At 57.2% G+C, this 13244-nt stretch carries 10 protein-coding genes; 4 read left to right on the plus strand and 6 right to left on the minus strand.

Features of this window, described 5'->3' with window-relative positions:
* Positions 1-37 precede the first annotated feature (37 nt).
* Together IPM59_12540 and IPM59_12545 are read left to right on the plus strand one after the other, a co-directional pair.
* A complete protein-coding gene (locus IPM59_12540; GenBank protein ID MBK9216395.1) occupies positions 38-2839 on the plus strand; it encodes an AMP-binding protein in 2802 nt (933 codons plus the stop codon).
* Positions 2840-2882: 43 nt separating this feature from the next.
* The gene (locus IPM59_12545) at positions 2883-3242 is read left to right on the plus strand and encodes a hypothetical protein (GenBank protein ID MBK9216396.1); all 360 of its coding nucleotides are present in this window, start codon (positions 2883-2885) and stop codon (positions 3240-3242) included.
* 78 nt (positions 3243-3320) lie between these two features.
* Here IPM59_12545 and IPM59_12550 read toward each other — a convergent pair whose 3' ends face one another.
* The 4 genes from IPM59_12550 to IPM59_12565 all read right to left on the minus strand — a co-directional run bounded on the left by IPM59_12550 (position 3321) and on the right by IPM59_12565 (position 9135).
* The gene (locus IPM59_12550) at positions 3321-4685 is read right to left on the minus strand and encodes a HAMP domain-containing protein (protein MBK9216397.1); all 1365 of its coding nucleotides are present in this window, start codon (positions 4683-4685) and stop codon (positions 3321-3323) included.
* Positions 4682-5368: a response regulator transcription factor gene (locus IPM59_12555; GenBank protein MBK9216398.1), complete on the minus strand. Its 687-nt coding sequence runs from the start codon at positions 5366-5368 to the stop codon at positions 4682-4684. The genes IPM59_12550 and IPM59_12555 overlap by 4 nt, the downstream gene beginning before the upstream one ends.
* Positions 5369-5554: 186 nt before the next feature.
* Positions 5555-8098: a DUF1343 domain-containing protein gene (locus IPM59_12560; protein ID MBK9216399.1), complete on the minus strand. Its 2544-nt coding sequence runs from the start codon at positions 8096-8098 to the stop codon at positions 5555-5557.
* Between the two features lie 119 nt (positions 8099-8217).
* Positions 8218-9135, minus strand: coding sequence for a LysR family transcriptional regulator (locus IPM59_12565; GenBank protein ID MBK9216400.1), 918 nt, complete (start codon positions 9133-9135; stop codon positions 8218-8220).
* A gap of 132 nt (positions 9136-9267) precedes the next feature.
* On the opposite strand from IPM59_12565, the gene IPM59_12570 reads away from it, so the two are divergent.
* On the plus strand, positions 9268-10782 hold the full coding sequence (locus IPM59_12570) for a sodium/solute symporter (protein MBK9216401.1): 1515 nt from the start codon (positions 9268-9270) through the stop codon (positions 10780-10782).
* The gene (locus IPM59_12575; GenBank protein MBK9216402.1) at positions 10766-12649 is read left to right on the plus strand and encodes a glycoside hydrolase family 3 C-terminal domain-containing protein; all 1884 of its coding nucleotides are present in this window, start codon (positions 10766-10768) and stop codon (positions 12647-12649) included. The genes IPM59_12570 and IPM59_12575 overlap by 17 nt, the downstream gene beginning before the upstream one ends.
* A 6-nt stretch (positions 12650-12655) precedes the next feature.
* Here IPM59_12575 and IPM59_12580 read toward each other — a convergent pair whose 3' ends face one another.
* Entirely contained in the window at positions 12656-12991 is a 336-nt protein-coding gene (locus tag IPM59_12580; protein MBK9216403.1) for a type II toxin-antitoxin system PemK/MazF family toxin, read from the minus strand.
* A complete protein-coding gene (locus IPM59_12585; GenBank protein ID MBK9216404.1) occupies positions 12976-13218 on the minus strand; it encodes a ribbon-helix-helix protein, CopG family in 243 nt (80 codons plus the stop codon). The genes IPM59_12580 and IPM59_12585 overlap by 16 nt, the downstream gene beginning before the upstream one ends.
* Between the last annotated feature and the right edge of the window lie 26 nt (positions 13219-13244).

The raw sequence follows: 13244 nt of genomic DNA on the forward strand, positions 1-13244 counted from the left end.
TATGCGGGACTACTCTAAAACGAACCCGCGATTTCTTATGCCGACATCGTTTTGCCAGAGGCTCATCGAGTCTTTCTCGTCGCACGAGGATCGCGTTGCGATGCGCGTCGTCGGCTCTGACGAGAGCACATACACATTCGGCGAAGCTCTGCGACAGATCCGCTCGCTTGCATGGAAACTCGGACAAGAAGGTGTCGATCTCGGCGATCGTGTAGCCTTGATCGGCGAGAATCACCCGAAATGGGCGCTCGCCTATCTCTCTACGATCTATCGCGGCGCCGTTATCGTGCCCATCGATCCTCACGGCGAGATCGAGACGATCACAAATTTCATCGAGAACTCCGAGGCGAAACTCGCATTTATCGACGCCGATCAGGTGGGGAGATTCGCACAGATAACGGAAAAGCTCGGCCGCCATGTTCCCTCGGTGGTTTGGGAGAATAACGGCCGGCCGAACGCAGGCGCGGACGGCGCTGACTTTGATGCGTGGGCCGCAAACGAGTTCCCGGAAAGCTTCGCTGCCGAAGTGCCGGCGGCAGATGGCGATGACGTTGCGCTTCTCATCTATACGAGCGGCACTACCGGCACGCCTAAAGGCGTCCCGCTCACGCATGGCAATATCGTCGCCGAGCTCGAGGGCGTCAACAGCGTCCTCGAAATTACGGACAAAGAGCGCATCCTGAGCCTGCTCCCGCTTTTTCACGGTTATCTGCAGATCGTCAATCTGTGGGTTGCGGCGACGCTTGGAGTCGAGGTCGGTTATCTCAAGGAACTGACGCCCGACGAGCTCAGTAAGGCAATGAAGGAGTTTAAGCCGACGATCCTCACTACGGTCCCTAGGCTGTGGTATCTCTTTCACAAAAAGATCTTTGACGCCGTCACGGCAAAGCCGAAGCTGGTCCAGCGGCTCTTCCGCCTAATGCTAGCAACGAACGGAGCCCTGCGAGATACGGTCGGGCTGAATCTGGGACGCAAGTTCTTTGGCCAGGTCCACGAATCATTCGGCGGCCATTTGCGACTCGCCGTATCGGCCGGCTCGCGCTTTGACGAGGACGTGGCAAAGGACTTTCACAAGCTCGGCTTCACCATCCTGCAAGGCTACGGCCTGACCGAGACAAGCGGTGCGGCGACCGCGACCTACGAGGACGACAATCGCGTCGGGTCTGTCGGAAAGCCGATGCGCGGGGCCGAGATCAACATCGACCAGCCCGATGGCGATGGCGTCGGCGAGGTGCTGATCAGGGGGCCGATGGTCTTCAAGGGCTATTATCACAACGACGCCGCCAATGCTGAGGCGTTCACCGACGACGGCTGGTTCCGCTCGGGCGACCTGGGCAAGCTCGTTGACGGCCACCTTTACATCGTCGGGCGGGCAAAAGATGTGATCGTGCTGCCGTCGGGCAAGAACGTGCATCCCGAGGACATTGAGGTCCATTACCTGAAATGCCCACTTGTGTCCGAACTCGCCGTTATCGGCATCGCCGACGCGAGCGAATCGCGCGCGGGGGCCGAGAAGCTGGCAGCCATTATCGTGCCCGATTTTGACTATTTGCGAGCCGAAAGAATCGCGAACTCGAAGGAGGCCATTCGTTACGCAATGGACACGCTGGGTCGCGAACTGCCCGAATACCAACGTGTTCGCGATTACATCATACGGGCCGAGCCGCTGCCGCGAACTGCGACGCGAAAGATCAAGAGGTTCCAACTCAAGAAGGAGATCGAATCAGGCGAGATCGTCGCCGAGGCGAAAGAGACAAAGTCGTGGGAATTCACGGAAGAGGATACTGCCCTGCTCGCGACGGGCACAGCCAAGGCCGTAACCGCCGCGATAAGGCAGAATGCGCCCGACGCTGAGGTTATGCATCCGTCGATGAATCTGGAGATCGATCTCGGCCTCGACAGCCTTGCGCGAGCTGAGACGTTCGCGGCCCTGGAGCAGGCATTTAAGACCGAGTTTGACGGCGATGAGGCCGCGACCGCCCTGACGGTGCGCGGTGTGATCGATCTGGTCAACAAACACGGCGGCGACGCGACCGAGAATGTGTCGATCGATCTCAACTGGGGCAAGATCGTTCGTGAAGCTGATGAAGACATGCCCGAGGTCCGTGCGGTGCTGCGAAACCGGCCTGCATTTGCTGCTTTCGCATTTGTTGTAATGAAATGCTTTAACCTCTTCTGCCGCGTGTTCATGCGGCTCGAGGTCGAGGGCCGAGAGAATCTCGACACCCCGAGCGGTGCATTTCTTATCTGTCCCAATCATCAGAGCTTCCTTGACCCGTTCGTTCTCTGCGGAGCTTACAGATACAGCCTGTTCCGTAACTTTTTTCACGTCGGGGCCAGTGAGTTCTTTGAGGGGCCGATAATGCGTCGCGTCGCCTCAATGCTCAATGTTGTTCCCGTCAATCCGGACACTGAGCTCATGCGCGCAATGAAGGCGGGAGCCATCGGACTGAAACACGGGCGAGTGCTCAACATCTATCCTGAGGGCGAACGTGCCTTTGACGGCGACCTACACCAGTTCAAGAAAGGCGCGGCGATCCTGGCCATGGAACTTGATCTCCCGATCGTGCCGGTGGCACTTGATGGCCTGCAGAACGTCTGGGCCCGCGCCTCATGGCGGATCCGCCCGGCAAAGGTCAAGATCCGCATCGGTAAGCCCTTTTATGCAAAAGAGGTCGTGGGCCTCGAATCGGGAGTTTTGACCAGCAGTGCCGCCGCGGCAGGCGCCGGCCCAAACTCGACTCTTCGGGCACAGGCGTCGGAGACCGATAGTTACGAGCTTGTGACCGCTTATCTCCAGCGGACGATCTCCGGAATGATCGACGAGATGCGTCGGTAGGCCCGGCATTGTACGGGACAACGGGTATAGAGATATGACAAACATGACCACAACAGCAAAATGGTTCGGCCGGCTCCTCATCTTGGTAGGTCTGGCCGGTTATGTTTACGGGACGTATAACGGCAACGCCAGTTGGACTGCATTGATCCCGGCGATCTTTGGCCTCATCCTCATGGTGCTGGGATACGCGGCTGCCGCGTCAGAGGGGATGCGCAAGCACCTGATGCACGTGGCCGTTGTCGTCGCGCTGGTTGGCTTTATCGCGTCGGCAGGCCGCCTGATATCACGACTCAGCGAATTTACGATCTCTGCCGCATCGCTATCGCAGATCGCAATGGCGGTTATCTGTCTGCTGTTCGTTGTGCTTGCGGTGAGATCGTTTATCGACGCCCGTAAGAGTTAACCGCGAAATACACGAAAGGTACGAAAGAAAGAGGTTGGTTCTTTTTTCGTCTTTTTGGCGTGTTTAGCGGTTAATTCTTCAGGCTTTTTCGAGTTCGATATCGATCTGCAGCCCGCCGTTGGCGTTGCGGGCGGTGATCTTCCCCTTGTGGGCTTTGACAGCACGCTCTGCAATGGCAAGGCCGAGGCCGATGCCGCCGGTCTTACGTTCACGAGCTTCGCCGACGCGATAGAACGGCCTGAAGAGGTTTGGCAACTCGTCGTCGGGCACGCCGCCGCCGTGATCGGCCACGCTGACCGTCGCGCGGCCATTGCTCACGGCCAGGTCAACCTCGACAACGGTGCCCTCGCCGGTGTACTTGACCGCATTTCGCAGAACATTCTCGATCGCGCTTCTCAAGAGGTTCTCGCTGCCCATGACCGAGCACGCCGTTATCCTGGTGATCTCGACGTGCCTGCCGTTCGCCTTAGCCTCAAAGTCCGCGTCAGCCGCAACATCACGAACGAGCTCTGCGAGGTCGACCCGAACACGTTCGACCTCGACGGCGCCGCTCTCTAGCTGGGCCAGCGTCAGCAGCCGTCCGATCATGTCATTGAGCCGCGTGGATTCCGCCTCGATGCGTTCGAGCATCGGTTTGGATTCCGCATTCGATTTCTGTTTCGCGATCTCAAGGGCGACATTCAGGCGGGCCAGCGGCGAGCGGAGCTCATGCGAAATGTCACGGTTAAGCCGCTGCTGCGAGGTGATAAGCGATTCGATCCGCACCGCCATCTCGTCAAAATCGCGGGCGAGGTCGGCCAATTCGTCGCGACGGCGCCCGATCTTTGGCGCAACACGCGTCTGCAGATCGCCGCCCGCCAATTGCATCGTTGCCGCCCGCAGCTTCCGTATCGGCGATGTCAGATAGAGCGCGAGAAGGTAACAAAGGATCGTTGCCGTAAGCAAAATGCCAAGCAGTCTAATGTAGGATGTCGTCGATCCCCAAAATAGCGACGACGACGGCGGGCGTTCCCATTGCAGGACCATCGCAAATCGTCTGCCATCGGGGAAAGTGACCGGCGCGTAACCGATCGTTCTATCCTCGGGTGAAAAATCGGCTTCGGTCGTGTTCGATTCAATCGACAGCTTTCCAAAATCAGCAACATCGCGTATCGAGCCGGGCTCACCGAACCAGAGCGTGCCATTCGCGGCGACAAGATTTATCTCCCTCGACGGCTCCATGTCACGCAGCCGCTCAAGGAATTGCCGCAGCCCGGCCTCGCCCTCGGCCCTCACGATCTGCGTTGCCGTATCACCATAGATCGTCATCTGGTTCTGCGTCGAACGCTTGAACCTGCTAAACATCGGCTCGGTCTGGAATGTTCGGGTGACAAAGATGATCACACCGATCATCAGAGCGATAGCGGCCAGGAACCACAGAAAGATCTTTACGAATAGCTTCATACGAGCGTGTAGATATATCCGACGCTGCGGACCGTCTTGATCCGCTCGCTTCCGTCCGCGCGGGGGCCAAGCTTTTTGCGAAGGTTGCTGATGTGCATATCGAGGCTGCGGTCGTAGGGTGACAATTTGCGCTCAAGAACGGCCTCGCTGAGGTTCTCCTTTTTTACGACTTTACCGGCGTTGTTGAGCAGTTCGTGCAATATGCCAAACTCGACCGAGGTCAGACCGACCTCCACGCCGCCGAGTGTCGCCGTGCGCGACGCGGGAGATACGATAACGTCCTCGACCTCGATGCTCGCTGTTCCATCATCATCCGCCGGAGCCGCTGTGCGACGCAGGATCGCCCTCAGCCGCGCCGCGAGCTCGCGAGGATTAAATGGCTTTGGCAAATAATCGTCCGCGCCGATCTCGAGCCCGACGATGCGCTCCATATCGTCGCCGCGGGCAGTGAGCATAAGCACGGGCAGCTTTGATGTTTCGCGAAGTTTGCGAAGCACGTCAAAGCCATTCATCTTCGGCAGCATCACGTCGAGTATCGCCATGTCATACTCGTCGCTCAATGCCGCCGTCAAGCCCGCCTCGCCGTCATTGAAGCACTCGACCGAAAACCCCTCGACACCGAGGTACTCCGAGACCAGTTCACACAACTCTTCATCGTCGTCGATGATAAGGATACGGCTCATAGCTGACCGTATTTTACGTCAAAAAAGTCGCTCGCGAGGCGGTTTTACATTTCTTTACAGAAAATGACGATTGACGACAAAAGAAGTGTCGTCTCTGCGTCCTCTGCGTCATTTTCTCCGCGTTCTCTGCGTGGAACGATCATTCCACGCAGAGAACGCAGAGAAAGGACGCCGAGGACGCAGAGTTCAATAGAGCAGAAACCGTTCTCGTCGTTTGATAAATTCGTCCAGTCTGGATTTGATCGCCTTGTCGATCTCGTCGGGCGATGCCCCTCGTGTGACCATGTCGAGAACTTCACCATTTACGAGCAGCCGCGAATATTTGTCGACTTGCCATTCGTTCGGATAGAGCCTCCGCAATGCACACGCGATCTCGATTCCCGTGCGGACGGAGTTGAATTCGCTGCGGTTGGTGATGACGATGTTGATGCCGCCGAGCTGTTCGTCCTTAAATACCGATGCCGTCGGCTTGAATCTGATCGGCACAAAGCGAACACCTTTGATACCGCGGCCATTTAGATAGCTCGCCAGCTTCTGCCCGTCGAGCCACGGTGCACCGATGACCTCGAACGGCGTGTCCGTGCCGCGGCCGACCGAGAGATTTGTCGTTTCGAGCAGGCCGATGCCCGGATAAAGCGTTGCCTCAGTGAGCGAACGCATGTTCGGCGACGGGTTGATCCACGTCTGCCCTGTCTCGTCGAACCACATCGCGCGGTTCCAGCCTTGCATCTTGATCACACGCAGGTCGGCCCCGACCTTTCGTTCGGTGTTGATCATCATCGCCAGCTCGCCGATGGTCATGCCGTGTCTCACGGGCGTTGTGTGGGCGGCGATAAATGACAATTTATCCTCATCCGCGATTGGGCCTTCAACCGCGACGCCGTTGATCGGATTTGGGCGGTCAAGGACGAACACCGGCTTGCCGGCCCTTGCCGCCTCTTCCATCACATTCCTTAGCGTCGAGGCGTAAGTGTAAAACCGCGTGCCGATGTCTTGGATGTCATAGACGAACGCATCGATCTGCGCCGTCTGTTCCGGCTTTGGCCGCCGCGTTTCGCCGTAGAGCGAATAGACCGGCAGGCCGGTTTTCTCGTCTTTTCCGTCTGCGATCTTCTCGGTATCGAGCTCACCGCGAATGCCGTGTTCGGGGGCAAAAATGGCGGTGAGCTTAACATTCTTTGCCTCGTGGAGAATGTCGATGGTCTGTTTGCCCGCGAGATTACGGCCGGTGTGGTTTGTGACGAGGCCGATGTTGAGATTTTCGAGTTGTTTGAAGTTGTCCTTCTCAATTACATCGATGCCGTTGTGCACGGCGCCCTCCCTCACGGTCGGGCTACTGACACTGGCGATCGTTTGATTTTGACTTTGGACCTTGGACTTTAGACCTTGGACTTGAGCAGCGACCGCCGCGTTGTATCTCGCCTCGGCTTCGCGCCATTTTTCTATTGGGGTGTCCTCGATGGCTGAGGCGACGACGGTCGAGATCCGGGCACGCAGCGGAACCACGTCACCCTTGCCGTCGGGGTGAACGCGGTTTGAGAGAAATACTACAAACGTCTGCGAAGTCGGATCGATCCACAGGCCCGTCCCCGTAAAACCTGTATGCCCGAACGACCCCAGCGGAAACAACTCGCCGCGATTGGCCGAGAACGACGTATTCATGTCCCACCCAAGCCCGCGCGTCTCGCCGGTCTCGGAAACAACATACGGCTGCGTCATCCGCGCTACGGTCGCCGCCGAGAGGATCCGGTCAGAACCACCTGCGGTAGCGGGTGGTTGAAGTTTCGATATATTCCGCCGAGCTGTCCGATTCTGCGTTAAACCACCCGCTACCGCAGGTGGTTCTGACTTGCCGCCGTTCAGGATCATCTGACAGTAACGGGCGAGATCGTCAGCGGTCGAAAAAAGCCCGGCGTGGCCCGCAACGCCACCCATACGGAACGACGTGGGATCGTGAACTTGTCCAAACAAGATCTGATTGCCGAACTCTTCTTTTCCTTCGTAGGTTGCGCCGAGATAACTGTTTTGCCCCTTGATATTCTCTGTAGGAGCTAACCGCTCAAATCTGTTTCCCCATTTCGAAATCTTTATTCCCGTTGCTCCTGCGGGAGAATTAAATATGGGCTCGAATCGAAAAAATGTCGTGTCAACCGATTTTGATACCGAAGCAAATGTCTGCTCAGCGAATCGGTCGAGCGCTTGACCACTAACGCGTTCCACAATCTCGCCCAGCACAATAAACCCAATATCCGAATAAACAAACCTCGTCCCCGGCGGGCTTTTTAGTTTCTCATTCTTCAATGCCGCGAGCATACCTTCGCGGCCGGTCCATTTTTTGCTGAGGTCAAAATCGGGAGCGTAGCCTGAGATGTGCGTCAGTAGCTGTAAGATCGTGATCCGTTTGGCTTGTTCGTCCTCGATCTCAGGGATGAATTTGCCGACGGTGTCGGTGAGGCGGAGTTTGCCTTGCTCGACGAGGATCATTATCGACGTCGCGGTCGCGACGGGCTTGGTAAGCGAGGCGACGTCAAAGATCGTATCGACCGTCATCGGTTCGACGGTTGGCACAAGCGAGCGATTGCCGTAGGCCTTGCGAAAGACTATCTTGCCGCGATGCCCGACCAGCACCACCGCACCGGGCAGCTTTTTGGCCGCGATATCGGCATTGACAAGCTCGTCGATCAGCGCGAGCTTGGCCGAATTCATCCCGACCGATTCGGGCTTCGCCAACGGCAGCCCTTGGCCGGAAGATGAAACCACGGATGAACACAGATAGACACAGATAAGAAGACACCCCAACAAAACTGCTTTGGTCCTATCTGTGCCCATCCGTGTTTATCTGTGGTTAATTACTTCTTCACTTTGAACGCCTTTTCGCGTTCGATGAAGCTCTCGGTGCAGAGGTTGACGAACTCCCTGGCGATCGGCGAAAAATAGCCGCCGCGCAGGTGAGCGAGGCCGAGGTCCCAGTTGATCTCTGCTCCCTCGATCCGCCACGAGATTACGCGGCGAGCAGCGATCTCGGCGGCGATCGCCTTTGCCCCGGCAAGGCCTAGCCCCAAGCCGGCCTCGACCATCTGGTTGATCGCCTCTTGTCGCGACAATTCCATTACGATATTCGGCTTCACGCCCGCGTCGTGAAAAAGATCGTCGATCCGCCGCCGCGTGTTGCCGCCGCGCTCTCCCAGGATGAGCTTTTCGGCCGCGAGCGTCGCGATATTCATAGTCTTTTTGTTCGCAAGCGGATGGTCCGGCGCACCGATGGCGACAATCTGGTCGCTAAATAACAGTTCGGTCACGACGCTCGAAGTCTCGACCGGCAGCGAAACGAACGCGATATCGATGTCGCCGTGACTGATCTTCTCTGCCAATGCCTGGCTCGTACCGACGCTTACCGAAAGGTCGGCGTTGGGAAACTTGCCTTTTAGCTCTTTGAGAATATTCGGCAGTTGCTGCGTCGCAAATTCCGCCGACGCCGAACCGATACGCAGCCGCCCGTGCTCGGCACCCGCAACCTCGGCGATCTCGGCAAGCGCGGCGTCGTGTTCGCGCAATATCCGCCGGGCACGATGCAGCAGATATTCACCCGCCTCGGTCAGTATCACGCGCCGCGGAGTTCGTGTAAACAACTGCAGCCCGACCTCTTCCTCGAGCTGCCTGATCTGCATCGAGATCGCCGCCTGAGTCACGTTGACCCGCTTCGCCCCGGCCGTGAACGTGTTGGCCTCAGCGATAGCCACAAATGCCTTAAGCTGTCTGATCTCCATACGGGCGTCCTAAGTCTCGATTCGATTAGTCAGGCTTATTGACTACATAAAATCGTCTAAATCTCTTTATAAGTCAAGCAGGCTAAGCAAAACTATCGAATTTGCTTATACTACCTGTCAGACTTTCCGCACATGCAGACCCTCGACCTCGTCATCATCGTCGGCTACCTGATCGGCATTACGCTGTTTGGCGTGCTGTTTGCGGGCAAGCAGAGGACGACGGACGAGTATTTTGTCGGCGGCCGCAGCGTGCCGTGGTGGGCGATCGCGATGTCGATCGTGGCGACAGAGACGAGCACGATCACATTCGTTTCGGTGCCCGGAATTGCGTTTGCGAAGGGCGGGAATTTTCAATTTCTGCAACTTGTCTTTGGCTACATGCTCGGCCGTGTAGTGATCTCGCTGGTATTTATTCCACTGTATTTTAGGGGTGAATTACAGACGGTTTATCAGTTGTTGGGCGAGCGATTCGGCTCACGGGTAAAGATGCTCGCGTCCGCGTTGTTCGTCGTGATGCGAAACATCGCCGACGGCATTCGATTACTGCTGACGGCGCTCGTGCTGGCGGCAGTTTATACGGCTTTCCAACCCTCCGCGGACTCGAATACGATCGTCGTCGGTTCGATAATCGTGCTCGGGCTGGTGATGATCGTGTTCACGTTCTACGGCGGGATGGAAGCGGTCATCTGGGTCGAGGTCGTGCAGCTTGTTATCTATATCGGCGGAGCAGTCGCGGCGGCGGTGATTCTTTTACAGAATATCGACGGCGGTTTAGCCGGTGCGTTTTCGGTCGCTGAACAGTTCGGCAAGTTTTCGCTGTTCGATTTTGGCTGGGACATGACAAAGACCTTTACGTTCTGGTCGGGCCTGCTCGGCGGCTGTTTTTTGACCATGTCCACGCACGGCACGGATCAGTATCTCGTCCAGCGATATCTTTGTACGAGCAAGCCTTCGGCCGCTGCAACCGCTCTGCTGTCGTCGGGTGCGGTCGTGCTCGGACAGTTCATCGGGTTCCTTTTTATCGGCGTGCTGCTGTTTGCGTTTTACGAGCCGTACAATTTGCCAGAATACACTCAGGCGGGCGTCGCAGGCTCTGGTGTGCCGGCGACTCTTCCGTTCGCCGGCGGCGACAAGGTGTTTCCCGATTTCATCACAAGATCGATGCCGACCGGCCTCGCGGGCCTCGTCGTCGCGGCAATATTCGCCGCCGCACTGTCGTCGTCGCTCAACTCGATAGCAGCCACGGCCGTCAATGACCTTTATAAGCCATTCGCCGGAGGCCGCGATGACCGGCACTTTTTGAAGATATCGGGCCGGCTCACCGTTATCATCGGTATCGTCCAGATCGCCGTCGCCATCGCCGTTAAGAACGCGAACAGTTCGGCACTCGGAATGGCCCTCTCCGTCGCGTCGCTAATAAACGGGCCGGTGCTCGGTGTTTTTCTTGTCGGCACTTTCCTAAAGCAAGCCCGCGAGATTCACGCCTTGATCGGAATGTTGGCGAGCATCGCGTTAATGCTCTATATTCTGCTTGGCACGCGGGTCGCATGGACGTGGTATGCGTTGATCGGTAGTGTAGTGACTTTTGGGGTGAGTTATGTCGCAAGTCTAATTCCGGGTAGTTCTAAGGATGAAGTCGCTATTTAGTCTTAGCTTGGTTCTGTCGCTGTTTGCGGGCACGCTGACCCTCGGTGGCGATCTCTTACATTGGTCACGAGCGGGCAGAGATGCCCGCGTTCCGACGCCTAGGGCGGTATTCCGGCCGTCGAAAAAGGCGAAACTTGCGGCGGACAAGCTACTGAGGAGGATGTCCGTCGAGGAGAAGGTTGGACAGTTAGTTCACATCGGCATTAACGCAAAGTTTGCCAATCAAACCAGTCCGTTCTTTCGCGAAATCGAGCGTCAGGTCGTTGAGAACAAGGTCGGCGGCATCATCTTGTTCGGCGCACCGATTTATGAATCGGTCCATCTCGTCAATCGAATGCAGCAGCGGGCAAGAGTGCCGCTGCTGATCTCGGTCGATGCTGAGACGGGCGTCGGAATGCGGTTTGAGGACGCGATAAATTTTCCATGGGCAATGGCGATGGCGGCAACCGGCAATCCGGAATTCGCTCGGCGCGCAGGTGCCATTACCGGCCGCGAGGCCCGCGCGTTGGGCATTCATCACATCTTTGCACCGGTGCTCGACGTTAACAATAACGCGGAGAATCCCGTGATAAACGTCCGCAGCTTTGGCGAGGATCCGAATGACGTGGCACGGTTCGGCACCGCCTTTATCGACGGGCTGCAATCGCAGAAAGTGCTTGCGACCGCAAAACATTTTCCCGGCCACGGCGACACTAATGTCGATTCGCACCGAGGCCTGCCCGAGGTCAACCGTTCCCGTGATGAGCTTGAACGCAACGAACTGATTCCCTTTCGCTCCGCCGTCAAAGCCGGCGTCGCCTCGATAATGGTCGGCCACATCGGCCTGCCGCAGATCGACCCCGAACAGATCAAGCCGCTCAAGCAATACACCGTCGGATACACAGATCAAGGTGATGAGATCGTGCGTGAGAACGCGACCATACCGGCGACATTATCCGGCGAAGTGCAGACCGATCTGCTGCGGCGTGACATCGGATTTGACGGATTGATCGTATCTGACGCGATGGACATGAGCGGGCTGACGGTCTATATGTCGCAGGATGAAGCCGGCGTGAGGGCCGTGCTTGCCGGCACCGACATGTTGCTAAAACCATCCGACGCCGATGTGATGATCCGCGGCATAGTCGCCGCCGTAAGGTCCGGCCGTATCCCGCAGCAGCGTCTCAACGACGCTGTCCGTAGGCAGCTTGCGTGGAAATTTGAACTCGGACTTTTCAAACAAAGACTGACCGCTCTCGACGCCATCGACACGATCGTCTCGGGCCCCGAAGCGCAGCAATTGACCGACGAGATCGCAACCCGGGCGATCACGCTTGTCAGAGACCAGGCGAATTACCTGCCGCTGGAACGAGGCAAGAAGGTTGCGGTTCTCGGCATCTCAAATGGCTACGAAGGCCCTGCCATGACGTCGACTGTCGCGGAGGAGTTGCGCTCTGCCGGACTGACCGTGACGACCGGTTATATTCAGCCAAATTCGACGCCAGCTCAGCAGGAATCCGCTCGAAGCGCGGCTTACGACGCCGACTTGGTCGTTGTCGGATTATTCGGCCGCGTTCGCTCAGGGGTGCAAGGCAGCACGGGCCTGCCGCCCGACGGAGCAGCCTTGCTCCGCGGCCTGATCGAGTCGGGTAAGCCAGTAATTTGTGTCAGTTTCGGCAATCCGTATGCGCTGATGTCATTTGGCGGCTTGCGAACATACCTGGTCGCATACGGCGATATGCCCAGCCTCCAACGCGCCGCCGCCCGCGCCCTCGTCGGCGAACAGGACATCACCGGCCGCCTGCCCATTTCGCTGCCGGGCCTATATCCGAGCGGCACCGGAATACAAAGACGAACAACAGTTAATCACGGGTTCACGTCGAAATAGTCTTTATCACCCAACTATCTCCAGAAGCCCTTCAATGACCTGATCCATCTCGCGTTCCGACGCACGTCCAAGCTTGGGCCCGAGACGCTGGGTTGAGAGCGTACGAATCTGACTGATCTTTGCCCAAGATCGTTTTGGAAGCTTCTTGCTAGTCAACTCCAGCGTCAGAGGAAACCCAGCCCGCGGTTGTTGACTGGTCAGAGCAACCGCGATGACTGTGCCCGAACGCTCGTTGAAGATGTCCTGGCTCAAAACAAGGATCGGCCGCCTGCCAGATTGCTCGTGACCTTGAGTAGGATCAAGGTTGGCCCAAACAATGTCGCCTCTCAATATTGCTGCCATTCCGCCGCCTCCAAGGCCAGTCCCTCATCGGCAAGGGCCTGTTCCTCATCGATATCGAGTTTTGCTAGTTCGCGGGCAAGTCGATTTTTGTCCACCCGCTCTATCTTTTCAGCGACAGCGTCCTGAAATGCACGGGAACGGCTCGAGAAGATATTTTCTTTGACCAGGCGATCTACACGCCTAAGCAGATCTGACTCAATAGAAATGGTGACCTTATCTACGTTCATACGAAAGTATTACCAGCAGTCATACT

Source organism: Chloracidobacterium sp. (assembly GCA_016715795.1).
Classification (GTDB): Bacteria; Acidobacteriota; Blastocatellia; order Pyrinomonadales; family Pyrinomonadaceae; genus OLB17.